Annotated in this window: 17 protein-coding genes and 1 pseudogene; 4 read left to right on the forward strand and 14 right to left on the reverse strand. The window is 66.7% G+C overall.

The genetic code is table 11. The features are described from left to right. Positions 1 to 12: 12 nt before the first annotated feature. From G6N38_RS12295 to G6N38_RS12325, 7 genes are all read right to left on the reverse strand, one after another. The gene (locus G6N38_RS12295; protein ID WP_163747775.1) at positions 13 to 3219 is read right to left on the reverse strand and encodes an arabinosyltransferase domain-containing protein; all 3207 of its coding nucleotides are present in this window, start codon (positions 3217 to 3219) and stop codon (positions 13 to 15) included. Beyond that, complete coding sequence (locus tag G6N38_RS12300) at positions 3216 to 6521, reverse strand: arabinosyltransferase domain-containing protein (protein WP_163747776.1); 3306 nt, start codon at positions 6519 to 6521, stop codon at positions 3216 to 3218. Before G6N38_RS12300 ends, G6N38_RS12295 begins: the two co-directional genes overlap by 4 nt. 76 nt (positions 6522 to 6597) lie before the next feature. Beyond that, positions 6598 to 9855, reverse strand: coding sequence for an arabinosyltransferase domain-containing protein (locus G6N38_RS12305; RefSeq protein ID WP_179968514.1), 3258 nt, complete (start codon positions 9853 to 9855; stop codon positions 6598 to 6600). Between the two features lie 2 nt (positions 9856 to 9857). Then, positions 9858 to 11699 (reverse strand): galactan 5-O-arabinofuranosyltransferase, encoded by a 1842-nt coding sequence (locus G6N38_RS12310; protein WP_163747777.1) that lies wholly within the window; start codon positions 11697 to 11699, stop codon positions 9858 to 9860. An 8-nt stretch (positions 11700 to 11707) separates the two neighbouring features. Continuing rightward, entirely contained in the window at positions 11708 to 12487 is a 780-nt protein-coding gene (locus G6N38_RS12315; RefSeq protein WP_163747778.1) for a decaprenylphospho-beta-D-erythro-pentofuranosid-2-ulose 2-reductase, read from the reverse strand. A 19-nt stretch (positions 12488 to 12506) separates the two neighbouring features. After that, positions 12507 to 13907 (reverse strand): decaprenylphosphoryl-beta-D-ribose oxidase, encoded by a 1401-nt coding sequence (locus G6N38_RS12320; protein WP_163747779.1) that lies wholly within the window; start codon positions 13905 to 13907, stop codon positions 12507 to 12509. Positions 13908 to 13934: 27 nt separating this feature from the next. Continuing rightward, entirely contained in the window at positions 13935 to 14345 is a 411-nt protein-coding gene (locus G6N38_RS12325) for a GtrA family protein (protein WP_163747780.1), read from the reverse strand. Positions 14346 to 14443: 98 nt separating this feature from the next. Between G6N38_RS12325 and G6N38_RS12330 the strand changes: the two genes are divergently transcribed. Next, positions 14444 to 15067 carry an HD domain-containing protein gene (locus G6N38_RS12330; RefSeq protein WP_163747781.1) on the forward strand — a complete coding sequence of 208 codons (624 nt, stop codon included), beginning with the start codon at positions 14444 to 14446 and terminating at the stop codon, positions 15065 to 15067. Positions 15068 to 15132: 65 nt separating this feature from the next. Then, complete coding sequence (locus G6N38_RS12335) at positions 15133 to 15567, forward strand: pyridoxamine 5'-phosphate oxidase family protein (RefSeq protein WP_407662969.1); 435 nt, start codon at positions 15133 to 15135, stop codon at positions 15565 to 15567. On the opposite strand, the gene G6N38_RS12340 is transcribed toward G6N38_RS12335, so the two are convergent. Beyond that, on the reverse strand, positions 15564 to 17024 hold the full coding sequence (locus tag G6N38_RS12340; protein ID WP_163747782.1) for an HNH endonuclease signature motif containing protein: 1461 nt from the start codon (positions 17022 to 17024) through the stop codon (positions 15564 to 15566). The two genes, G6N38_RS12335 and G6N38_RS12340, sit on opposite strands and share 4 nt — an antisense overlap. A 107-nt stretch (positions 17025 to 17131) precedes the next feature. Between G6N38_RS12340 and G6N38_RS12345 the strand changes: the two are divergent. Continuing rightward, positions 17132 to 17819: pseudogene (locus G6N38_RS12345) on the forward strand (DDE-type integrase/transposase/recombinase); the annotation flags it as partial. 253 nt (positions 17820 to 18072) lie between these two features. Here the strand turns inward: G6N38_RS12345 and G6N38_RS31185 are convergent. From G6N38_RS31185 to G6N38_RS12375, 6 genes are all read right to left on the reverse strand, one after another. Beyond that, on the reverse strand, positions 18073 to 18297 hold the full coding sequence (locus G6N38_RS31185; RefSeq protein WP_163747783.1) for a hypothetical protein: 225 nt from the start codon (positions 18295 to 18297) through the stop codon (positions 18073 to 18075). A 239-nt stretch (positions 18298 to 18536) separates the two neighbouring features. After that, positions 18537 to 19367: a galactan export ABC transporter permease subunit Wzm/RfbD gene (wzm, locus tag G6N38_RS12355; protein ID WP_163747784.1), complete on the reverse strand. Its 831-nt coding sequence runs from the start codon at positions 19365 to 19367 to the stop codon at positions 18537 to 18539. Beyond that, the gene (gene glfT1, locus G6N38_RS12360) at positions 19364 to 20278 is read right to left on the reverse strand and encodes a galactofuranosyltransferase GlfT1 (protein WP_163747785.1); all 915 of its coding nucleotides are present in this window, start codon (positions 20276 to 20278) and stop codon (positions 19364 to 19366) included. The genes wzm and glfT1 overlap by 4 nt, the downstream gene beginning before the upstream one ends. Next, positions 20275 to 21099 carry a galactan export ABC transporter ATP-binding subunit Wzt/RfbE gene (gene wzt, locus G6N38_RS12365; RefSeq protein WP_163747786.1) on the reverse strand — a complete coding sequence of 275 codons (825 nt, stop codon included), beginning with the start codon at positions 21097 to 21099 and terminating at the stop codon, positions 20275 to 20277. Before wzt ends, glfT1 begins: the two co-directional genes overlap by 4 nt. A 15-nt stretch (positions 21100 to 21114) precedes the next feature. Beyond that, complete coding sequence (locus G6N38_RS12370) at positions 21115 to 21612, reverse strand: bacterial proteasome activator family protein (protein ID WP_163747787.1); 498 nt, start codon at positions 21610 to 21612, stop codon at positions 21115 to 21117. Between the two features lie 28 nt (positions 21613 to 21640). Further along, the gene (locus tag G6N38_RS12375) at positions 21641 to 23620 is read right to left on the reverse strand and encodes a DUF6541 family protein (protein ID WP_163747788.1); all 1980 of its coding nucleotides are present in this window, start codon (positions 23618 to 23620) and stop codon (positions 21641 to 21643) included. Between the two features lie 98 nt (positions 23621 to 23718). Here G6N38_RS12375 and G6N38_RS12380 point away from each other — a divergent pair, with 98 nt between their 5' ends. Further along, the gene (locus tag G6N38_RS12380) at positions 23719 to 24915 is read left to right on the forward strand and encodes a cysteine desulfurase-like protein (RefSeq protein WP_163747789.1); all 1197 of its coding nucleotides are present in this window, start codon (positions 23719 to 23721) and stop codon (positions 24913 to 24915) included. The last annotated feature ends 1 nt before the right edge of the window (position 24916 follow it).

Consider the following 24916-nt stretch of genomic DNA (forward strand, 5'->3'; position numbering starts at 1 on the left):
ACTTCGCGGCAGCTAGGGCTTGATCCGGATGGGCCCCGGTTTCCATAAACCGCTGCGGGTGGCTGTGCCCAGGTCGATCTGCGCGGGCTGTGCCTCGACGATCGTCTGGAACTGCCGTAACGAGCCCCAGTCTCGACCCCAGTCATGCGACAGGTAGGTCGCCATCACCTGGGCGCGTAGCAGTAGGTCGGTGATGCCGAGCAGACCCCCGTTACGGCCGTCCTCCCAGGTGTCGGTGTCCTGCTTCTTGGCGGTGTAGTCCGGAGTGATCCGGAACTTCGGCACCTCGGTGACACCGTTCGCGTGCAACATGGGCTGCTGGCACGGGAAGGCCAGACCCACCGCCCAGTCCATCAGGACCGGCTGGGTGGAGCCGACGAACTCTTGCACTGACCGCAATTCGGGTACCCGCGGCGGGGTCACCGCTAGCCAGTCGCCGGGGGTCAAGGACCGGTCGGCGGCCACGATCCGCACGGTGGTGGCGTCGGCGGGCATCTCGGAGCGAGCGAACCGCAGGTTGCGCCACGACGGTGCGGGGCCGAGGTCATACGGGCTCACCCGGCCTGCGGGAACCGGGGCGCCGTCGGGTCCGGGCCTGCCGTACTCCAGTTCCACGGTCTGGCCGTCGGTGACGCCATTGAGCACGCTGCGGCCGGCGATGGTGCCTGCGGCGGTGACGACGACCAGCGGGTGGCCGCTGTCGATGGGGGGCAGCTGATACCAGGCCGAGTTCAGCGTGGCGACCTGCTGCGGGCCGGCGACATAGCTTCCGGCCAGCGCGACCCGCGCCGGGTCGAGGCCGTAGGGCAGCGGCACGGTCGACCCGTTGATGCCCGGGGTGTCGAGCTTGATCGGTTGATCCCAGTCATAATCGGTACCCGGCTGCGGGTTCGTCATCCGAATGGCTTCGGCGACAATGTGTTCAGGAATCCCGCTCGGAGTGAAGCCGACCGGATCGGTGCCGCCAAGTGGTCCCAGCGGGCCGTAATCCCCGGGCAGCGGGGCCAGGAATCCGGCGTTGGCGTCGGGTTCGACCAGCACATCGTCGGCCAGTCCGCAGCCGCCGGAGAACGACCGCAAATTGGCCCACGCGTTGGAGTAGGTCGGGTACTGGCGCACCACGCCCGCGGCCATCGAGCCGATGAACACCAGCACCATGAACCCGGCGGCCACCGGGATCGGCGCGGCTGTGACGGCCCGGGCGATCCGACCCTCACCGTGGTCGCGGGTGTTGAAGTGCAGCCAGACCGTGTAGATCGCCGACAGCGCGAACAGTGCGAAGAAGATTGTGCTGACCGTGATTCCGCCGATTCGCGGCATCGCGTTGTTGAACGGCACGCCGTAACTCGAGACGTACCACCAGCCGTTGGTGGTGGCGAAGCAGAGAGCGAGCAGGAAGAACACCGCGGTGACAACGGTCATCCGGTTACGTGACCACCGCAGCACCTTCGGCGAGGCAAGCACGGTGGCCAGCGCCGCCATGGCCGCGCCGACCGCGGCGAACAGACCGAAGTGGTGCACCCACTTGGTGGGGGTGAACATCAGGAAGAACATCGTCGCGAAGATGACGCCCATCAGTCGCCAGACGGGTCCGCGGGCAACACCCGGAATGCGCTTGCGGCGCAGGATGATGAACATCGAGGTGAACAGCGACAGTGCGGTGATGAAGAAGCCGAACCGTCGGGACAGCGAGCCGTCCACGGTCGGCAAGAACAGGTAGTAGTAGCGCAGGTTCTCGGTGTACCAGGCCTGGCTCGGCCCGATGTCGGTGCGAATCCTGGTCGCTTCCAACACTGTTGCCAGGGTTTGATCGGCGAAGACGACGGTCAGGATGATGGTGCCCGCGGCCAGCAGCGGTGCCACCAGCGGCCAGGTGCCCACCACGGCGCGCCGGCGCACCAGGATTCGCAGGATCGGACGGCCGCCGGCGATCAGTGCGGCGACCGCGATCAGACCGGTTGGCTGGATGCCGAGCGTGAACGCTGCGCTGACGATGGCCAGCGCGGCCGGCGTCAGCCGGCCCGAGATGACGGCGCGCTCGATGAGCACGTAGGTGATCAGCGCGCCGGTGGCGATCTGTCCTTCGGGACGCAGGCCGTTGTTGAACGGCATCCACGCTGCCATCAGCACCAGCCCGGCCGCCCATAGGGCGGGCCTGCTGGCGATCACCGCAGGGCCCAGCCGGGGCAGCACCTCACGGGACAGCAGCAGCCAACACACCAGCGCACAGATCAAGTCCGGCAACCGCATCCAGATGCTGGCATCGCTGACGTGGGTCATCAGCGCCAGCACGTTGTAGAACCAGCCGAACGGGTCTTCGGGGCTGCCGAACCAGCGGAAGTAGTTCGACATGTAGCCGGCGTGGTCGGCAACCCGGGCCATCTGCAGGATGTAGCCGTCGTCGGAGGAGTTGGCGCCGATCACGTGCCAGATCAGGAAGCCGGCCACTACGGCCACGTCGACCGCGGTGAACGTCCGCCAGCGCTGCGGGATCCACGCATGCATACGGCGTCCGTCGAGCCGATCCAGCCGCCACAGCGCCAACAGTGCGATCACCGTGGCGGTCATCGCCAGCAGCATCGCCGCCAACTTCAAAGCCGTTGGAGTGGAGGAGAACCGGGTATCGATCGTCGCCGAGAAGCTCAGTCCTGGCGGTGCGGGGCCGGTCAGGTCGGTGAACACCCCGACGATTGCGGGCCGCAGGTTGGGGTCGGCGAAGCCGCTGCGCATCTCCTTGCCGGTCGTGGGATCTGTCAAGCCCACGAAGGTGGCGAACGTTCCGTCGGTGTTCGAGGTGATCTCGAGGCGTGAGCAGCCGTCGATCCTTGCCCGCGGGACGCTGGCGACCACGACATTGCGGTCGGTGATGTCGACGCGCTGGGTGCTCACGTTGACGAACAGCGAATTCAGCGCCGCCTCTTTGCCTTTCTGCGGCGCCAGCCCCAGCACCATGCCGCCTGCCGGAGGCATGGACCGGATCACCTCGCAGGGCACCGTCGCCGTCAGCGACACTGGCGCCTGGGAGATCAGCGGGGACGTGACACTGCTCAGCTGACCGGCCTGCGGCCAGTTCAGCGTCGCGGTGGTCTGCTCCACCGGCAACAGCGGGGTCAGCACGGACAGCACGAAACCCACCAGCCCGGCGATCGTGGCCACCCAGCGGGTGATTCTCACGTCGCGGGCCGAGTCGCGGGCGTTGGCGGCGAGCGTCTGTGTCATGGCAGTGCCCTTATGGGTCCGCTACGGCTCCAGCCGAATACCGTCTTGGTGCCCTGGTCGATGACGGCATCGGGAGCCTGCGCCGACGGGACCAGGCGGATGTAGCGCTCAATGGCGCCCCAGTCGCGGTACCAGTCGCCCCGCAGATACGTCGGGACGGTCGCGGTGGTCAGCAGGCCCTGGATGAACAGGAAAGGCCCACCGGCGCGGGCGGACAGCCACATATTGCTCGACACAACCACCTGTTTGAGGTTCGGCAGGATCCGGTACTCCGGGAGTTCGGCGACGCCGAGGTGTTCGGCGAACGGCCGCTGGCATGGGAAATTCGCCGCGGTGGCGATGTCCATCATCACCGGAGTCTGCGAGCCGAGGAATTGCTGGGCGGTCTGCAGCACCGGCACCCGAGGCGGGGTGAAGCCGAACCACTGGTCGGTGCTCAGGTTCGGGTCGTCGGCGACGATACGCGCGACGTTGGCCTCCGGTGGCGCCCACGCCATCGGGAATCGCAGATTGCGCCACGCCTTTTGGGCGATCACATCGATGGGCTGTACCGAGTTCAGCGCCTGGAAGCTGCCATCGGGGCGCTGCACACCCCACTGCAGTTTCAGTGACTGGCCGTAGTTGAACTGGCCCTCTTCGTCGTAGAACCAGATTGCCCCGGCTGCCGCGACCGTGACCAGCGGTCGGTCCGGGCTGCGCGGGGGCAGTTGGTACCACGCCGAAGTCGCCTTGGCCGCAACGGTGTTCTCGTTGTAACTGCCCATCACCGGCGTGGTCTTGGGGTCCAATCCGAACGGCAAGAACACCCGCGACCCGTTGACCCCGACCGGTCCGTAGCCACCGCCGGTACCCGCGGCGAAGGCGATGCCCGCGTTGGGCTTGTTGGGCGAGCCGTCGGAGTTGACGGTGCCGGGGTTGGCCACGAACGGTTCGGCTGGCTCCAGGGTGTCGCTGATCCCGTTGGGGGTGAAGCCAACCGGGTTCTCGCCGCCGAGCGGACCGTACTGGCCCCATTTCTGGCCCGGAACCGGTTGCAGCATACCGGCATTCGGATCCGGCTCGACAAGGACAGCGTCGGCCATCGCGCAGCTTGCCGAGGACAGGCCCGACGTCAGTGCGGACAGGTTGGCGGACGCGGTGGTGTACACGGGGTAGCGCTGGGCGAAGGCCTTGGTCATGGAGCCCACCTCGAGCAGCACCATGATGAGCGCGACCACCAGCAGCGGGGTCGAGGCCAGCGCCCGGTTGCGGCCGGTGTTCTTGACCTCGGTGTGGCCGCTGTAGTCCATCCGGAAGTGCAGCCATCCCGCGATGAGACCGGTCAGGATTGCCAGCGCCAGGAACATGGTCGTCACGGGCTGGTGGGCGATGACCGGCTGACGGTCGAACCACGGCACCCCATAGCTGCCGACGTAGAACCAGCCGTTGGTACCCGAAGTCGCCCATGCCAGGACGAACAGCAGTGCGGTGACATACAGGGCCAGATTGCGTCGGTTGTGTAGGCCGACCCGGGCGAAGGTGAACGCGGTGACTGCGCCGAGCGCTCCGGCCAATCCGGCGAACGCACCGAACTGGACGGCCCATTTGGTGGGGGTGAAGGTCAGCAGCAGCAAGCCGATCGCGGTGCTGCCGATCAGCCGCCACACCGGTCCTCCTGCGACACCGGGAATGTGGCCACGGCGCAGCAGCACGGCCAGCATGCCGAACAGGCACAGCAGCATCACCAGGACGGCGAAACGGCGGGTCAGCGAGCTTTCCACATTGTCTTCGACCGTGAGGAAGTAGTACCGCAGGAAGTCCTGGTACCAGGCGATCGTCGGCCCGACAACATATTTGATGCGGGCGGATTCGGCGACGGCGGCCAAGGTCTGGTCGCGGAAGACGACGACGAAGATGACGGACAACGAGGCAGCCAGCGCGGCCAGCGGCGCCAGCAAGCCGTCTTTCGCGCGGCGCGCCGTGATCACCTTGGCGACGGCGCGGGACCCCACCAGCAGCGGGGCGAGAGCGATCAGCCCCTGCGGGGCGAGCGTCACGCTGAACACCGCGATGACGATCGCGACGGCCGCTGGAACCAGCCGTCTGGTGGCGATCGTATTCTCCACCAGGATCCACGCCGCGAGCACGCCGAAGGCGATCAGCGGTTCGGGCCGCAGCCCGTTGTTGAACGGCAACCAGGCAGCCAGGAACACCGCGGCGGCGGTCCACACCGTGACCCTGTTGAGCGCCAACCGCCTGCCCAGTCGGGGCAGCACCCAGCGGCTCAGAATCAGCCAGGTGCCGATGCCGGCGGCGGTGGCGGGCAGCCGCATCCACACCCCGGCGGTGCTGATCGCCGCGAGCTGGGCGAGCACCGTCTGGTACCAGTCGAACGGCGCCTCGGTGGCCCCGAAGAAGCGGAAGTAGTTAGCGGTGTAGCCGGCCTCGCCGGAAACCCGGGCGATGGTGAGGTTGTAGCCGTCGTCGGAAGAGATGGCGCCGACGACATGCCAGAGCAGCAGCCCGCCGATCACCCCGATATCGGCCAGCCAGGTGGACGGCCCGACCCCAAGGAAGCGCCGCCACGCCCCCGGTAGGCGACTCCGATCGGCACCGGGTCGCGTTGCTCCTGCCCGTCGGCCGGAGCGCCTGTCCAGCACACCCAGCGCGATGATCGAGGCGACCACGCATGCGATGCCCAGCACCATCACCGCGATCTTGAGTGTGCCCGGGTGGGTGATGAACCGGGTGTCGATATCGATGCGTGCCGACAAGGCCGGCTCGGGGGCCACCTTCAGATCCGTGAAGATCCCGTCGACCGCTGGCTTCTTCTCGGGGGCCAGCGTGCCGGTTGCGCCGGGGATGCCGACGAAATCGGCCCCGACCCCGGCGGCCCCGGCCCAAATGCGTAGATCGCTGCAGCCGCCGGCGGCGATGGCCGGGCGTGGGGCGACCGCAGCCACGGTGTCCCGGAACGCGACGACGACGGTGGCGGCGTTGGCGCGCACGAACAGCCCGTTGCGGCTGGCGTCGATACCGGCCGGCGGGATGGTCGAGAACACCAGGCCGCCGTCGGGGGGCAACGTCGCGATCACCCGGCAGGGGATGGACACCTCGAGTGACTGCGGTGCGCCGGAGACCAGCGGTGCGGTGATATCGCTGACCATGCCGTCCGGCCCCGGTGCCTGGGGCCAGTGGATGGTGGCCGTGGTCTGGGTGACCGGCAGCAGCGGTGTGACGCCGCACAGCAGTACGCCCAGGATTCCTGCGACGACCGCGATGAGCCGGGCGATCCGGGGGGACTCGGCTCTGTCGCTTGGCACGAGGCTCGATGTTAGGCGACGAACGTGAGTGGGTTCGGAAGGCCTGCGGGCGGCGCAGCGATTCGAGACGGGATCGCTACGTCGGCCGCAGCGGAGCGGGGCTCCACAGCCCGCTGCGGGTGGCGGTGCCCAGGTCCAGCCGGGCTGGCTGCGCGCCGGGGTAGAACGGGTTGAGCCGCTGCAGTGCCCCCCAGTCCCGGAACCAGTCGTCGCGCAGATAGCTGGGCACGGACGTCGCGCGGTACAGCAGCTCGCTGATGCCGAGCGGGCCGCCGCCGATGTTGTCCATCACCGGCGAGTTCGCCTCAGCACCGAACCGGTCCGGCAGGATCCGCCATTTCGGCGGTTCGATAACGCCGTATTGATGGCCGAATGGGCGCTGGCACGGGAAAGCCAGTCCGACAAGCCAATCCAGCAGCACGGGATCTTGCGATCCGACAACGTCCTGCAGGGTCCGCAGCTTCGGGATGCGCGGGGGAGTCAATGCGATCCAGTGCTGAGGCGACAGGTCGTCATCGGTGGCGACCAATCGGATCATGGTGGCCTCGCGTGGGATCGCGGCCAGCGGAGCACGCAGGTTGCGCCACGCCGGTGCCGCCCCGACATCGCCGAAGTTCACTGAGCCGCCGGGCTTCCCGTCGGCCGCCTGTGCCTCCGTCGCCCACTGCACCTGGACCTCGTCCTGGTCGAAGCGGCCGGCCGCCGTCACCACCAATAGCGGAGAGGACGCCCAATCGGTGGGCAGCCGGTACCACGCCGAGCGCAGCACAGCGGGCTGCTGCACGCCGGCGCGCCAGCTCCCCATCACCGGTGTGCGCGCCGGGTCCAGGCCGTAGGGCAGCCGGGCGCGCGAACCGTTGACCCCGCCGACCGCGTCGGTGCCGCCCTCGGTTCCGGCTTCGCTGCTGGTGATCACGCCGTCGGTGTCGGCGAAGTTGCCGCCCCCGGGAGGTTCGGACACCGGGTCGGCTGAGATGTCGGCGGGTATCCCGCCGGGGGTGAACCCTTCGGCCGTCGTCGCACCGAGCGCGTCGCCGACCGACACCCCGGCGATCGGGGCCAGGATGCCGGCGTTGGGGTCCTCTTCGACCAGCACGTCGTCGGCCAGCCCGCATGTCTTACCGGTGAGGGCCTGCAGGTTCGAGCGGCCGACTGACCACGCCGGCCACTGTTGGGTCATCCCCAGCGTCAGCGATCCCACCTCGAAAACCACCAGCAGCCAGGCCACGATCGCTAGCGGTGAGCCCACGATGCGTGACCACCAGTGTGTCTGCCCCGCAGTGCCGTTGTCGGCGCCGGAGAAGTGGAACCAGGCCGCCACCAGCAAAGTGAGGATAGTCAGCCCGAGCAATATCGTGGTGAAGCCGAAGTGCCACTCGGGGAACTGGTTTGACCACGGCACACCGAAGTTGGACACGTACCACCAGCCGTTGACGCTGGCGAACGACAGACCGGTCATGAACAGGACAGCCGCGGCGAATAGCGCCCGGTTTCTTCGGGACCTCAGCACGTGCGCGGTGACGGCCACGGCAGCCAGTGCTCCCAGCGAGCCGGCCAGCCCGGCGAACACCCCGAAGTGATGGGTCCACTTCGTCGGGGTGAACATCATCGCGATGAACGAGATGATCGTGATCCCGATGATGCGCGTACTGGGACCTGCCGCGGTCCCGGGAATGTGGCCGCGGCGCAGGATCATCGCCACGACGACTGCGAGCGCGATGAGCAGGGCCAGCACCGCGAACCGGCGGCTGATCGAGCCGTCGGGGCTGGCCATGAACAGCCGTTCGTAGCGGATGTGTTCGTCGAACCAGCTCAGGCTTGGGCCGACCGCAGACTTCAGCACGTTGGCCTGCACTTCGCCGACCAGGGTCTGGTCGCGGAAGATCAGGATGATCGTCACTGTTCCGGCGGCCAGGATCGGGGCCAGCAGCGGCAGCAGGCCGAACTGGCGGGATCGGCGGTGCAGGATCGTGCGCAGCGGGCCGATTGCGACCAGCAGCGCGCCGATCGACGCGATGCCGGTTGGCCCGGAGAACAACGTCAGTGCGCCGATGATGCAGGCGAATGCGACGGGAAGCAGGCGGCTGGTGGCCACACCGCGTTCGACCGAGCACCAGGTGAGCAGGATGCCCAGGGCGATGATCGGTTCGGGCCGCAGGCCGTTGTTCAGTGGCAGCCAGAACACCAGGAACATGCCGGCGGCAGTCCAGATGGCGGCGCGGCTGGTTTTGACCGCGTGGCCGAGCCGGGGGATCACCTCGCGGCTGATCAGCCACCAGCACACCAGTGCCATGGCCAGCGTCGGCAGCCGCATCCAGATGCTGCTGGTGGAGACGTGCGCCCACAGCGCGAGCAGGTCGTAGTACCAGCCGAACGGTGCCTCAGGCGTGCCGAACCAGCGGTAATAGTTGGCCATGTAGCCGGCGTGCTCGGACACCTTGGCCATGGTGAGGATGTAGCCGTCGTCGGAGGTGTTGGCTCCGACGAAGTGCCACCACAACAGAACGGCGAACACCACTCCGTCCAGGGCGCTCACCGACCACCAGCGCGACGGCAGGAAGCGCCGCTGGCGCACTCCGTCGGCACTGTCCAGGAGGTGCAGGGCGACCAGCGCGATGAGCGTCATCGCGACGCCGAGCACCATCGCTGCCATCTTCCACGCCGTCGGCGCGCTGCTGTAGCGGGTGTCGATGGTGGCCGAGAGGCTCAGCCCGGGCGGCGCCGGGCCGGTCAGATCGGTGAAGACGCCGACGATCTGGGGCCGGAAGTCGTAGCCGCTGCGCTCACCCTTCAGCGGGGCGCCGGGATTGTCGCTGTCGGGGCCCTGGGTGAGGCCGACGAACTCGGCGGTCACCCGGTCGGCATGGGCGGTGAACGTCAGCTTCTGGCACGCCGGGCTGAGCATCTGTTTCAGTGGAGCGACCACGACCGGGGTGTTGCGGACCACGACGACGAGGTCGTCGTTGGCGCGCTGGATCAACAGACCGCGGTCGACGGCCTTGGGTGCTTGCTTGGGAACCGTCGACAACAACACCGTCTTGGCGGGGCTGTCCAGGCCCGCGGCCGCGCTGCACGGCACGTCGATGGTCAGGTCGGTTGCCACGTAGCTGATCAGGGGTGCTGTGACGCTGTTGAGCACACCGTTTTGCGGCCAGTTCAGCTGCGCGGTGGTCTGCTTGACCGGCAATAGCGGTGTCAGGATCGCCAGCGCAGCACCCAGCAGGCCGGCGATGACGGCGACGAGACGGGCGGTTCGGTACTTGACCTGCAGGTCATCTTGGGCCCGCGTCTGTTCCACGGAGCTAGATGGTAATTGGCCGCTCGGGTGGTCCATCGCTATGGATTCCGGATGGCCAACACGAATGGCCCGATCGTCTTGACGGTGAAGTGCGGCCCGCTGAACAGTTTGCCGTCGAAGTCGACGGTGTAGCGGCGCACGTTGGGCTGATTGGGGTAGACGTCCTGGGCCAGTCGCAGCGAGTAGGTGTCATTGGCGCCGCGGCGCATCAGGAAGACCGTCGGTGGTGGCCATGGCAGCGTGTCCAGCGCGTGGGCCAGCTGGTCGGCGTTCCTCAGGTCGGCCCAGGACTCGATGGCCGCGGCCCGTTTGTCGAATTCGGCGAGCGGGTTGGCATAGTGCGAGGTCAGGCCCTGGAACCCGTAGTACGGGTAGTACGACAGGAAGCTGTAGTCAGCGGTCAGCACGACGGTGTCCTCGCGGGGCCGGCCGGTGGCCCGCTGGATGGCGGCGTCGACTTCCGCGTAGTACTTCTCGGCTCCGGGCGGTCGGCGATCGCCGCGCTGGCCGTAGCCGTCGGTGTCGGTATAGGCGACGGTCAGGTCCGGCCGCAGCACGTCGGGGATGTCTTGGCTGAAGCCGATTGCGCCGATCAGCCCGATGGCCGCGCCGACGGGGATGACCCTGCGGCTGGTCCGTGCGGCGAGCGCGAGTGTCACCTCGATGAAGCCGAACACCCCGGCTGCCGACAGCAGCACGGTCAGCGTCGGCTGCAGCCGGAAGGACAGCAGGGTGGTGCCGAGCAGGGTGGTCAGCATCGACAGCGCCGACCAGGCGTAGACCGTCAGCACGCCGATCCCCAGTGCGGTCGCGCGAGTTGAGGTGCGCGCGCGCCACACCAGCCACAGTGTCCCGAGCATGCACAGCGCTCCGAGCAGCGAGAACTGCAGCATCGGGAACGTCAGCACCGCACCGTCGGCGGGCAGGTAGTGGTTTGCACTGCCGGCGCCGCTCATCGGGTGGCTCGTCGCGTACACCAGGAACGGCAGCCAAGTGATTGCTGCGATAGCTCCAGTGATGACGGCGATGACCGCGAGCCGCAGCAGCGGTTCGGCGCTGCGTCGCGCGACCGCTACAACGGCGGCCATCACAGCCACGGTGAATGCGGTGTAGGCCGGTATCAGGTTGTAGAAGGTGGCGGAGACACCGAGGAACAGCCCGACGCCGGCCACGGCCGCCCAGCCGCCACCCCTGGTCTTGCCGCGCAGCCCGGACCACGCCAGCACCAGCACCGGCGGCATCAGGACGGTGATGATCGCGGCATACGGCTCCGGCGAGCTGTAGGCCAGCATCACCGCGGTGGTGGCGACGGTGACGATCAGCGCGTACTCGAACCGGATGAGCGCCGACCACAGCGCCATCGCCAGCACCACGGCGATGGCGATGGAGACAATGGCCCACGGCTTGAACATCTCCCAGGCCGGCGTGCCGGTCAGGGCGGCGGCCCGGCCGCCGAGCCAGAACCACCCGGCCGGGTAGTACGGCGGCAGGCCGATGTAGGTCATATCGTGCAGCGCCGGGCTCTCGGTGAGCCGGGTGAGGTATTCGGTGCGGAACTGCTGATCGACTGAGATACCGAAGAGGTAGAGCCGGCTCGCCCCCAATGGCATCCCCAGGGTGACCACCGTGAACGCCGAGAGGAACACCGCGGCGGCGATGCGTGCGACCCACTCATATCCCTTGCGCCAGGAGAATCCGGTGCCCAGCAGCAACACCAGGCAACCGACCTGTCCAACGGTGGTCAGCGCGTGCAGCTGATTCGACGACGGGAACGCCGGCCACTGGACCCGGGATATCGCGATCAGTGCGATCGCCGAAACGACCACGGCCACAGCAACTGCCGCGATCATCTGGCCCGCGGTGGCCAGCGCGCTCCTCATCGGGTTGGCTAGATCGGCAGCTTGCGGAAGATGGGCCGCGGGATGTGCCGCAGCACCGACATCAGCACACGGACCTGCCCGGGCGCCCACACCAGGTCTTTGCCCTTGGCTGCGGACGCCACCGCCAGCTCGGCGACCTCGTCGGCGTTCACGGTGAAGGGCGCTTCCTTGGCGCCGGTGGCTTTCCAGTGGTCCAAGGTGGTGGTGGTGCGCACCTGGCCCGGCCGGATCACGAGCACGTGAACGCCAAACTCGCGCAACGCTTCTCCGAGTCCTAGGTAGAAGCCGTCCAAGCCGGCCTTGGTGGAGCCGTAGACGAAGTTGTTGCGCCGTACTCGTTCGCCGGCCACCGATGACATCGCGATGATCTGCCCGAAGCCCTGGGCGCGCATCTTCTCGCCGATCAGCACGCCGACCGAGACGGCGGCGGTGTAGTTGATCTGGGCGCTCAGTACCGCCTTGGCCTGGTTCTGCCACAGCTCTTCGGCATCGCCGAGGATGCCGAACGCGACGATCGCCACGTCCACATCGCCGTTGGCCCAGGCGGATTCGATGACGGCCGGGTGGCTTGCGGTGTCAAGGGCGTCAAAATCGAGGTACTCGACCGACTTGGCGCCGGCGGCTTCTAGCTGGGCGATGGCGGTGTCGCGCTTGGGTGCATTCGGCAGATCGGCCAGAATGACTCGGGCCTTGGCGTTGCGTAGATAGCGCTCGACGATGGCCAGGCCGATTTCGGAGGTGCCGCCCAAGAGCAGGATGGTTTGCGGATTGCCTGTGGCGTCGATCATGGTTTGTGGGGATGCCTTTCTACAGCAGTTCGAGCCGGCGGGCCATATCGGAGGCAAACACGCCATTGGGATCGGCCTTGCGGCGCACGGCAATCCATTCATCGATCCGCGGATACATCTTGTGGAAATTCTCGGCGCTCACCCGAGAGTCCTTGGCGGTATAGACGCGACCGCCGAATTTCATGACACGGCTGTCGAGTTCGTTGAGGAACGCGTTGACGCCGGGATTGTTGGGGAAATCCATGGCCACATTCCAGCCGGCCATTGGAAAGCTCAGCGGGGCAGGGTTTCCCGGACCGAACAACTTGAAGACGTTCAGCGCGGAGTAGTGGCCCTGGGTCTGGATCCACCGGATGATGTCTTTGAATTCGTCCAGCGCGTTGGGCGGCACGAGGAACTGGTGCTGCGCGAAACCGGCTGGGCCGTAAGCGTATTGCCAGCCTGTCGTGATATCCAGCATGTGGTAGAACTGCGTCAGATTGACGATCTTGTTCTGGTAGTTGCCGCTCATCCGATAGAACGCCTCGCCGACGAGGTTGAGTGACAGCTTGTTCATGACGCTGACGGGGAAGATGTTTGGCAACCCGGGCAGCTTGGGCGCACTGAACTGCAGGGGGTCTTTCGCCAGCTTCGGCGGCAGTTGGTCCAGTTTGGCCAGGCTGCCCCGGCTGACCGCAGCGCGGCCCAGCTTCGGCGGTGGGTTGATGAGATCGAACCACGCGCTGGAATAGGTGTAGTTGTCCTCGCTGCCGTCCTGGTGGACCGCGACGGTCTCGTCCAGGTCGGCCGTGGCGATACCGTCGGCGATGAAATAGGCGGTCTCGGTGCGGGTCATCGCGATGCGGGCCCGGATCACGATGCCGGTCAAACCGTTTCCGCCTACCGTGGCCCAGAACAGTTCGCTGTCAGCTCCGTCTGGTGTCAGTGTGCGGACTTCACCGTCGGCCATCAGTAGGTCTAGTGACAGCACGTGATTGCCGAAGCTGCCCGCGCTGTGGTGGTTCTTTCCGTGGATGTCGGATCCGATGGCGCCGCCGACGGTCACCTGCCGGGTGCCCGGCAGAACCGGTACCCACAAACCGAACGGGAGCGCGGCCTTCATCAGCTGGTCCAGGCTCACCCCGGCGTCCACGTCGGCGACGGCGGTTTCAGCGGATAGCGAATGGATCCGGTTCAGCCGCGTCATGTCGACGACGATGCCGCCGCCGTTGCCGGCTTGATCTCCGTAGGAGCGGCCGAGCCCGCGCGCCACGATGCCCCGGCGCAGGTAGGACGGGCTGGCGGAATCGGCGTCGGCCACCTGCCGGACGGCAGCGGCAATCACGTCCACATCGGGGGTCGACAGCACGTGCGCCACACTGGGCGCGGTGCGGCCGAACCCGGTCAGGGAACGCTGCGTCAGGGGGAGTTCGGTAGCCATGTCAGTGCCAAAGGTTACCCGGCGGGATTACTTCAACCGGAATATCACTGCTCGCTGGACCACGAAGTTGATGACGGTGGCGGTGCCTTGCGCGATGACGAAGGCGACCGGAACCTGCCACGGCTGGCCGGCGAACTTCACATAGAACAGGTAATTGATGCCGACTTGGACCGCGTAGGTCAGTGCGTATAGGGCGATCACGGCGACGAACCGGGCCGTGCTGGGCGGTGCCTGGAACGTCCACCGGCGGTTGATCAGGTACGCGGTGGTGGTGCCGGCGATGAAGCTCAGCGTCTTGGCCACATTGACCTGCAGTCCGAGCTTGAGGAACAGCACGTAGAGCCCAAAATCGACGATCGCCGACAGCCCGCCGGTGAGGATGAATCGCAGCACCTGGGTCTTCAGGCTCAGGGGCGTCGGCGGGGCAAGTTCGGCCACGTCGGAAGCTTACTGATTGTCCCGGGTCGCTTCGCTCCTGCCCGCGGGTCTCAATCCCCGGGTCGCTTCGCTCCTGCCCGCCGGTGCACCATGGTGGGGTGCAGGATCTGGTTGAAGCCTGGGCGACACTGCTGTCCCGGCACACCGACAACCCGGCAGTGGCCGCGGTGGGGCGCGACTTGGTCGCGTCTTGGACGGAACCGCACCGCCACTACCACTCTGTCGAGCACCTGCGCGACATCCTCCGCCACGTCGAGGAGCTGGCTGATTTCGCCGACGACGCAGACGCTGTCCGCCTCGCGGCCTGGTACCACGACGCGGTGTACGCCGGGCGTCCCGACGACGAGGAACTCAGCGCGCGCCGCGCGGAGCTGGACCTGTCGCGGCTGGGTCTGCAGCCGCAACTGGTCGACGAGGTGGCGCGCTTGATTCGGATGACGATCACGCATGACCCCGCGGCAGGGGACCACAACGGCGAAGTTCTGTCCGATGCCGACTTGGCGGCGTTGGCGGTGCCGAGGGACCGCTACGTACGCAATACCGCGGCCATCCGCGCCGAGTACGACCACGTTCCCGGTGACGCGTTCCGCCGCGGACGCGTGCAGGTTCTGACGGCATTGTTAGGTGGTCCAGGGGTGTTCCGAACCGAGCGCGCGCGCCGCGAGTGGGAAGCGTCTGCGCAAGGCAATCTGCGGGCCGAGTTGGCCACGCTGATCGACTGAACGGCCCGGCCGCGAGGGCCGTTCGACCCTATGCGCGCCGGTTCTTGCCGAGGGAAAATCTGATCATGATAGGCGAACAGGACCCGATCACGGTCCTCAGCGACGACGAGAGCTGGGACCTGCTGAAGAGCGCCGCGCTGGGTCGGCTGGTGACCAACGTCGGCGGTGAGCTGGAAATCTTCCCGGTCAATTTCGTGACGCAGGGCCACACAGTGCTATTTCGGACTGCCGAAGGCACAAAGCTATTCGGCACGGTAATGAACGACAAGGTGCTCTTCGAGGTCGACGATCACAACGTCGTCGAAGGTTGGAGTGTCGTCATTCGCGGGACCGCACATGTGCTGACTGCCGCCGATGAAATCCACGAAGCCGACCGCGCCCAGCTGTTGCCGTGGGTGGCCACCGAGAAGCTGCGCTACGTCCGCATCACTCCGAACGATATGTCCGGCAGGCGGTTTGTCTTCGGGCCGGAGCCCGAGCACGGGGCATACCCCAGTTAGAACGGTGGTGGGCGGTTCCGCTGGGCGACGCGGGCATCGTTGAGTTTGCGTTCGGCGGCGATGCGATAGGCCCGCTGGGCCGCGCGAGTGCGTCGTCGGGTGGGCATCATGATGCCGATGGTGGGCGGCGGTTGGCCCACGGGTGCGGGCAGTGTCGCGGTGGTGACGTTCCACTGGGGGATCAGCAATCGGCTGCCGGGTTGAGTGAGGTAGGTGTGTCCGGTGGGTGAGGTCCACACGATTGAGCCGTCAGGGTGTTGCTTATCGCGCCAGCCGGCCCAAAAAGTCTTGAGCAGGTGGTGTTTTCGGCAGATGCAGGCCAGGTTGGAAGCGTGGGTGGGTCCCCAGGGCCAGGGGATGGTGTGGTCGACATCGCAGAACTCGGCCGGCATATCGCAGTTGGGGAACCGACAGGTGATATCGCGCATCCGGACAAACTCGTCCAACGCCGTCGAGGGGCGATAGCCCGGCTCGGGCTCCTCGTCCGGCCGTCGCAGCACCCGGACCTTCGCGCCGGCTGTAATCAGCTGCGCCAGCAACGGGGCCGGCACAACCCCACGATGTCCGGTCACCACACCACCAGCGGTGTGCGGGCCGGGCGACTCGGTTGGGGTACCGGCCCCTTCGGTCGGCATCGGCGGATCGGCAACCGTGCCCATCACGTCGGCCTCAGCCACCACATGCACCACCACGCTGGCCGCCCGGCCGTCGGGCTCGGCGGCCGGGCACTCGGGATTGCCGCAGTTGCAGGCCAGCCGATCCGACCCGGCATTGATCGCCCCTATGGCATCGGATCGGCGCTCACCGATGGTGCGCGGATCGTCCTCACACACCCCGTGCGCCATCACAGCCAACCGCCGATCCAGTGCAATGCCGTCGGTGATCAACAGCTCACCGCGGAGTTCCACGACCCCGTCGCGCGCATTGCCGACATCGACAACCACATCGCGATCCCGCAACCGGGACTGGGTCCGGCGCAGCGCACCCGGGTCAAACTCGTCCACCCACACATCGATGGCGCGCTGAAGTTTGAGGTCCGACAGCGGTCCCCACGACACCGCGTGCTCGGCAAGCGCGGCATCCACGAGCGCCAGCGTCTGCGGGTCGCCGATCAGGTCAGTGCGCGACACGATCGCTGCACACATCCGATAACTCAACACACCGGCCAACAACAACGCACCCACCTGCGGTACCCGATCCCGCAACGACAACGCCAGATGCATCTGCGCCGACGCCCGGCCATGGGTCACCCCCAGCTCGGCCGACACCTCGGCTGCCACGGCGTCCCAGTCATCACAGGCCCACCATGCGCGCTCCTCGTCACCGCAACGGCGCCGAACCAACTCCGCGATCGCCGCCAACCGCAGCCCCTCACCCTGAGCCGCCTGCCGAGCGCCGTCCCTGATCGCAGTCACCACCACCGCATCAGCCGAGGACCGTAACCCAACATCGAACACATGTTCGAGTATGCCACTGGGGTCTGACGGAAATCTGTCATCTCTCAGGACATCGGTGACAGTTCGGGTGGTCTTGGTGGTGACACTTGTGCCTCCAGGCTCGGGCGGTGGCTGTCAATGAACCCATCGATCCCCGCGTGCGGCTTGCGATCTCGCAGTGGCCTGATGACGCGCCCCGCGGGGCGGTCTCGACGTTCTGCGCCGAGCACGGTATCTCGCGAAAGTCGTTCTACGAGTTGCGTAAACGCTGCAGAAGCGACGGTCCGGCCGCGGTGCTCGAACCCAAAACGCGGCGACCGAAATCGAGCCCGTCGAAACTGAGCGATGAAGTCAAGGATCAGGCCGTGGCCGTGCGTGGTGCACTGGAGGCCTCCGGCCTGGACCTCGGGCCGATCAGTGTGCACGACAAGATGCACGCGATGGGCCTAGATCAGGTCCCCTCACACCGCGTCGCTGGCACGGATCTTCCGAGAAGCCCGTGTGGCCCGTGTTGAGCCGAAGAAGAAACCGCGCTCGGCATGGCGACGGTTCGTCTACCCGGCCCCGAACGCGTGCTGGCAGCTCGATGCCACCGAATACGTCCTCACCGGCGGGCGTAAATGCGTGATCTTCCAGCTCATTGACGATCACTCCCGCTACGCCGTTGCCTCGCATGTGGCCTGGGGTGAGACCGCTGCGGCCGCGATCACGGTGTTCGACAAGGCGGTGGCCGCCCACGGGGTGCCCCAACGGCTGCTGTCTGACAATGGGGCTGCGCTGAACCCTTCGCGGCGCGGGCACCTCGGCCGACTCGTCGGTATCAACTAAGTCGGCAACGGCCGACCCAGCGGCCCCCAACCCAAGACCAAAGAACTGTCACCGAAGTCCTGACACACCAACCGTCACCGATGTCCTGATACATCCCAGTCTGACCGTGTTGCCTCATCGGAAATGCGCGCGTAGACGGCGCGTCTGCCGGCTTGGTCAGCAATGACTTCGGTAGGTCCAGCTGATGGGGTTGATATTGGGCGAACGCGGAGCAGTGACGCTAGGCAGCGGCGATCCGCTATCAGCAGGCCAGTAAGCGCGGGAAGAGCCGGATTCTCGACGAGTTGTGCGCCAATACCGGCTGGCATCGCTGCCATGCCCGAAAGGCGCTCACAGCCGCGCTGATGCCCACGATCGCCACCGTGCGCGGTCGGCGGCCCGCGACGTACAGACCCGAGGTCATCGCCGCATTGACGGTCTGCTGGACGGTGCTGGGAATGCCCGCCGGCAAACGGCTCGCCCCCATGCTCGCAGTGCTGGTGGCAGTGCTGCGTTTACCCGGTCAGAGGACGTGTGCTCTTCACCCTGGCACCCTGGCACCCTGGCACCCTGGCACCCTGGCACCCTGGCACCCTGGCACCCTGGCACCCTGGCACCCTGGCACCCTGGCACCCTGGCACCCTGGCACCCTGGCCACCAGTAAAACCCCAGCCGGCACCCCCGCTTCAGTCACCAAGCGCGCACGCTTACGTGAGGCAACACCCTCTAGACCCAGTAGGCCACCCGCGATCGGTACTGCCGCAGCGCGAAAGCCGCCACCAGCCAGCCGAGAAGCGTCAGCACTATCACGACGACCCAATGCCGCAAGTGTTGGTCAGCGCCCAACAGGGGAGCTCGCAGGATGTCGAGGTAATGCAGCAGCGGATTCAGCTCGATGATCTTCGCCCACTGGCCGGCGCCCTGCTGCTGGAGCGTGTTGTCATTCCAGATGATCGGTGTCATGAAGAACAGCAGCTGCACGATCGAGAACAGCAGTGGGCCGATATCGCGGTACCGGGTGGCCAGGATGCCGAAGCAGAACGACACCCAGACGCAGTTCAGCATGATCAGCAGCAGCGCCGGGATCGCCGCCAAGTCGGCCCATGACCACGGTTTCGGGAAGATGATCGCAATCACCACATAGATGACGATGTTGTGTGCGAACAGAATCATCTGCCGCCACACCAGCCGATACACGTGCACGCTCAGTGGCGTTGGCAGTTGCTTGATCAAACCTTCGTTGGCGATGAACACATCGGAGCCCTCGAGGATCGCGGCGTTGATCATGTTCCAGATGATCAACCCGAGCGTCACATAGGGCAGGTGCTCGGAGAGTTTGAGGTGGAACAGCTGCGAGTACAGCCCACCCATCGCGACGGCGGTGGTCCCGGTCGCGATGGTGATCCAGAACGGGCCGAGCACTGAGCGGCGGTACTTCTGCTTGATGTCCTGCCAGCCGAGGTGCAGCCACAATTCGCGCTTGTGGAACCCGTCGCGAAGGTCGCCCCACGCGCGGGTGAACGTCTTCGACTGGGCTGCGGCGTCAATGAATGTCAAGACTGCTCCCGAGAATCCGGTGGACCAAACTGTTCGCGACGGCCGAGGCGCCGCAACCTGATCCACTCCCGAAGCCCGGCCGGATCGCGCCGAGTGATCAGGAAGTACCAGCCGAACCGCACCCACTCCTGCAACAGCAGCTTGCGCAGGCCGGGCTGCGACAACAGGTACCCGCGATTGCGGTAGGTGAAATACCGTTTGGTCGGATCGTCGGGGTACTGGGTGTGCATGCGACCGCCCAGGATCGGCTTGAATTCGTCGGTGCCGTACGGGTGTAGGTACACCGCATCCAGACAGGTGCCGAACGGCAAGCCGCTGCGTACCAGCCTGCGATGCAGTTCCACCTCGTCACCGCGCACGAACAACCGCAGATCCGGAACACCAACCGCGACAAAGGTTTCAGCGCGGAACAATGCACCGTTGAACAGTGACGCGATTCCTGGAAGCAGATCACCAGAGCCGTCGACGCGCAGTTCCGAGACTCGTCGCCGCCACACCAGGCCGCGGCGCAGCGGGAAGGCCAGCCGGTCAGGGTCGTTGATATCGCACACCATCGGCGACACCTCGGCCAGCCGGTGGTGGTCGGCGCAGGCCAGCAGTGTGGCCAGGACTTCGGCGTCCTTGGGGCGCCCGTCGTCGTCGGCCAGCCACACCCAATCCGCGCCCAGCGTCAGTGCATGCAGTATGCCCAACGCGAATCCGCCTGCGCCGCCGAGATTTCGGCGTGAGCCGAGGTAAGTCGACGGCACCGGTTGCCCGGCGACCAGGTCGCGCACCCGGTCGTCGGAATCGTTGTCGACGACGATCAGATGGTCGACCATGCGGCTCTGTGTGCTCAGCACGTCCAGCGACTTGGCCAGTTCATCAGGACGGCGATGCGTGACGACGACGGCGCACACCTTGCCGGTCACGGGGTGGCGACCCCGTCCGACCAGTCTGACTTGTGCTCCTCGAGCACCTCTCGCACATGCCGTGCGGCGTCCTCACCCTCGTAAGCCCGCACCACATCTTCGATGCCGCCGGTCATCTTGATTGTCCCGTGGTCGATCCACATCGCGTTCTTGCACAACCGGGCCAGGAACTCGTTGGAATGGCTGGCGAACACCAGGATTCCGGATCGCTCGACCAGATTCTGCAGACGCGATTGCGCCTTCTTGAGGAAGTCGGCGTCGACTGCGCCGATGCCCTCGTCGAGCAGCAGGATCTCCGGGTCGATGCTGGTGACCACGCCCATGGCCAGCCGCACCCGCATACCGGTGGAATACGTCCGCAGCGGCATCGACAGGTACTCGCCGAGTTCGGTGAATTCGGCGATCTCGTCGACCTTGGCTGCCATCTGCTTTCGCGTCTGGCCGAGGAAAAGGCCGCGGATGATGATGTTCTCGTAGCCGGAGATCTCCGGATCCATGCCGACGCCGAGGTCGAACACCGGCGCCACCCGCCCGCGAACGGTCGCCGAACCGCGGGTGGGCTCGTAGATCCCGGACAACAGCCGCAGCAGCGTCGACTTGCCCGCGCCGTTGTGGCCGACCAGGCCGATCCGATCGCCCATCTTCAACGACAACGTGATGTCCCGCAGCGCCTCGATGACGACGACGTTCTCGGTGTTGCGCCCGATCGCGCCGCCGGCCGCACCCAGGAAGGTCTTCTTCAGCGAGCGCGTCTTGGCATCAAAGATCGGAAACTCAACCCAGGCGTCGCGGGTTTCGATGAAGGGATCGTCGGCAGCCACCGTGAGTCTCGTGTGTTACAGGTACTGCCCGGTGCCATGACCGGGGACTCCAGGCGGGCCGGGCGGGGTCATGCCGGGCGGCAGTGCGCCCTGGCGCATGTGCTCGAGCTGCGCGCGCGCAGCCATCTGCTGGGCGAACAACGCGGTCTGGATTCCGTGGAACAGACCCTCGAGCCAGCCGACCAGCTGCGCCTGCGCGATGCGCAGCTCGGCGTCCGACGGGATGGTGTCGTCGGTGAACGGCAGCGCCAGGCGCTCCAGTTCGTCGCGCAGCTCGGGAGCCAGCCCGTCTTCGAGCTCGCGGATGGACGTCGCGTGAATCTCGCGCAGCCGGGCGCGGCTCGCGTCATCCAGCGGTGCGGCCCGCACCTCTTCGAGCAGCTGCTTGATCATCGTGCCGATCCGCATCACCTTGGCTGGCTGTTCGACCAGGTCGGTCACGGAGCGCCCGTCGTCGTCCCCGGCGTCGGGCCCGATGATCTCGATGTTGTCGTCGTCTGTGTTCGTCGTCATGCGGTGAGCGTTCCCTCGTGTCCCACTGTTATTGGGTGTCCGGCGGCGGAGATCCGCGCCATTCGTAGATGCGGGCCTCGCCGTTGTCGTAGATCTTCGCCCACGACTTGGACTTGTCTAGTGACACTAGTCCGTCGGGCATGACGAACCCGCGGACCACCGGCGTACTGGTCAACACATAGCGGATGTTCAGCGCCTTCACCGCCTCGGCGATTCGCGGATCGTGGTCGGCGTCGTCGGCGTAGGCCCAGAAGATGAAGCGGTGGTAACCCGGTCCCTGCTGCACGGGGTAGTCGTAGTGCGTCCACAGCGGGTGCAGGCCGGCCACCGCGTACATCCACGCGGTGCCGTCGACGTTGGCATCGCCGATCAGGGTGTCGCGGGCCCCCGGCAGGGTCGCCAGGTACGCCATCGCCTCCAGATCTTTGTCGTCGATGATCACCCGGTCGTACTTCTCGCCGATCAGGTAGCGGTGTCGGGGGAAGTAGTGCCAGGCCAACCCGACGGTGGCGGCCACCAGCAGCACCGCAGTCGCGCCGATCCAGAATCCGCGGCCGGGATCCCGGGCGGCGGCCCACCGCTGCGTCAACCGGCGCGCGCCAGCCACGATCAGCAGCGCCGCGGCGTACAACGCGATCCCGGCCATCGGCGCCAGCAACAGCGTCACCACCGCCGATAGCCGACGCGGGTCGCTGTAGAACAGGTCGCTGTACTTGCCGATGATGGCCCCCACGGGGCCGCCGAACGGCGCCCCGGAATGCACGATCGACACCATCATCAGCAGCCAGACCGCGGCCGGCCACCAGATGCGCTTGGTCAGTAGCAGTACGAAGCCCACCGCCGCCAGTCCGATCAGGACGTTCTGGATCGGGAAGTCATTGAGGTGCCGGGTGTGCTGGACGATCGCGTTGAACAGCGTCCGTTTGCGGCCCTGATAGGTGAGGAAGGCGTGCCCGGCGATGACCTCGGCCTGCTGCAGAACTCCGAGGAACTGCGGCAGCAGCACGGCCAGGGAAGGGGCCGCGATCGCGACCAGCGTGATGAAGTCGCGCGCCCGGCCCAATACCGGTCGCCTGAGCGCGTCCAGCAGCCACCACGCCACCACCAACGTGACCACGACCACGCCGCCGGTGATGTGCACCGAGAACACCCCCACCAATGCCAGCACGGCCAGTGGGACGCGATCTCGATGCCGCAGCGACGACGTGATCAGCACGAACGTTGGCACTGCGAGGCCGTAGGCCACCATGTTGGGCATCGAGGCCGTGTCGAACTCGACGTAGGGCACCGCGGTGAACGACGCCGACAGCGCAGCGGCAGTCGCGGCGGCCCCCGCCGTACGCCACTGCGTCGTGGTCCTGCGCAGCAGCTGCCAGGTCAGCAGCGCCGCGCTGAGTGGGAACAGCCACACCGCCCCCGCCAGCGAGCTCAACGTGTAGGCAGTGGTCGGTGCGGCGCCGATGAGCTGGGCTAGTACGGCGCCCAGCGCATGAAACACCGAGGGGTAATAGAGGGCCGCGTGCGTTTCGACGTTGCGCAGCTCACCCATGTGGGTCGACGAGGCCTGGCCGGTGTCGAGGATCCAGCGGATGGTGTTGGCATGCCAGACGGAGTCCCAGTTGCTGGGGATCGACTGCCAGTGCGGCATGCCCTTGGCGGCCGCTATTGCGATGAAGAGTGCGCCGAGGACGACCCCCGCCGCGACCGTCAGCGCTGGCCACACCGACACCGCGCCGCCGCTCGAATCGGCGTCGCGATATCGGGCGAGCAGAATCCGCAAACCGAATACCGCCGCCGTTACGATGGCCAGGGCAAGAAGCGCCGTCCAGGTGTTCCAGCGGATGCCGATCGCGCCGAACGGGATGATGGCCAGGCCTACAACGCCGTACGTCAGTGCCGGGCCTACCCCGAGTGCGACCGGCCAACTCAACCGCCCGGCCAGCGCGACCACCGCACCCGGCAGGATCAGCAACAAGACCGCGATCACCAGTCCGAACGCGAAGCTCACTGGACTAGTATGGCTGGCCAGGTGATCCTGTCCTCGGGGACCGCAGGCGCCCTTGCTGTCTCGATAGCGCTATCACCAACGCTTTAAGGTGGTTCTCCATGGCATATGACGTCGCCCGGGTGCGTGGTCTGCACCCAGCGCTGGGCGACGGATGGATGCGCTTTGACGCTCAGGCCGGGATGTTGATCCCGGAGTCGGTGGCCACGACGGTCTCCACGGCGTTCCGCGGTTCGGTGCCCAATACCGCCAGCCCCCACCCGGCGGCCCGGCGCAGCGTGGCTGTGCTGGAGGCCGCCCGCCAGGCGGTGGCCGACCTGGTCAACGGTGATCCGGGCGGCGTGGTGCTCGGCGCCGACCGCTCGATCCTGTTGACGTCACTGGCCGACGCGTCGTCCTCGCGGGCCGGGATTGGCTACGAGGTCGTCGTCAGCCGGCTCGACGATGAAGCAAACATCGCGCCGTGGCTGCGCGCGGCCAACCGGTACGGGGCCAAGGTCAAGTGGGCCGAGGTCGACATCGAAACCGGTGAGCTGCCGTCGTGGCAGTGGGAGAGCCTGATCACGCCGCCCACCAAGCTGGTGGCCATGTCGTCGGCATCGTCGACCCTCGGCACGATCACCGACGTCGGGGCGGTCACCAAACTCGTGCACGACGTCAGCGGTCTGGTTGTGGTGGACCACTCGGCGGCGGCGCCGTATCAGCTGATCGACATCAACGAGATCGAGGCCGACGTGGTTGCGCTCAATGCGCCGGCTTGGGGTGGCCCGCCGATCGGCGCGCTGGTTTTCCGCAACCCGTCTCTCATCGACACCTTCGGTTCGGTATCGATGAACCCCTACGCCAGCGGGCCGGCCCGGCTGGAATTGGGTGGACACCAATACGGACTGCTGGCCGGTGTGGTCGCCAGCATCGAGTATCTGGCCGGCCTGGACGAATCAGCGCGCGGCACCCGTCGTGAAAGGCTCGCGCTCTCAATGCAGTCCGCGGGTTCCTACCTCGGCGGCCTGTTCGACTATCTGATGGTGTCGCTGCGGTCGCTGCCCTTGGTCATGGTGATCGGCCGGCCCGAGGTGCACATACCGGTGGTCAGCTTCGCGGTCACCGGGGTGCCCGCCGAGCGGGTGGTCCAGCGGTTGGCCGACAACGGAATTCTGGCTGTTTCCAACGCCAATTCGCGGGTCCTGGACCTGATCGGGGTCAACGACATCGGCGGTGCGGTCACCGTCGGGCTGGCGCATTACTCGACGATGGCTGAGGTGGATCAGCTGGTGCGGGCGCTGGCGTCGCTGGGCTGAC

The sequence above is a fragment of the Mycolicibacterium helvum genome, assembly GCF_010731895.1.
In the GTDB taxonomy this organism is placed as follows: domain Bacteria; phylum Actinomycetota; class Actinomycetes; order Mycobacteriales; family Mycobacteriaceae; genus Mycobacterium; species Mycobacterium helvum.

Coding starts and splice junctions, on each gene's coding strand:
- G6N38_RS12295 (WP_163747775.1), bottom strand. CDS start 3,219: ATGACACAGACGCTCGCCGCCAACGCCCGCGACTCGGCCCGCGACGTG.
- G6N38_RS12305 (WP_179968514.1), bottom strand. CDS start 9,855: ATGGACCACCCGAGCGGCCAATTACCATCTAGCTCCGTGGAACAGACG.
- G6N38_RS12310 (WP_163747777.1), bottom strand. CDS start 11,699: ATGAGGAGCGCGCTGGCCACCGCGGGCCAGATGATCGCGGCAGTTGCT.
- G6N38_RS12315 (WP_163747778.1), bottom strand. CDS start 12,487: ATGATCGACGCCACAGGCAATCCGCAAACCATCCTGCTCTTGGGCGGC.
- G6N38_RS12320 (WP_163747779.1), bottom strand. CDS start 13,907: ATGGCTACCGAACTCCCCCTGACGCAGCGTTCCCTGACCGGGTTCGGC.
- G6N38_RS12335 (WP_407662969.1), top strand. CDS start 15,133: ATGATAGGCGAACAGGACCCGATCACGGTCCTCAGCGACGACGAGAGC.
- G6N38_RS31185 (WP_163747783.1), bottom strand. CDS start 18,297: ATGGGGGCGAGCCGTTTGCCGGCGGGCATTCCCAGCACCGTCCAGCAG.
- G6N38_RS12370 (WP_163747787.1), bottom strand. CDS start 21,612: ATGACGACGAACACAGACGACGACAACATCGAGATCATCGGGCCCGAC.
- G6N38_RS12380 (WP_163747789.1), top strand. CDS start 23,719: ATGGCATATGACGTCGCCCGGGTGCGTGGTCTGCACCCAGCGCTGGGC.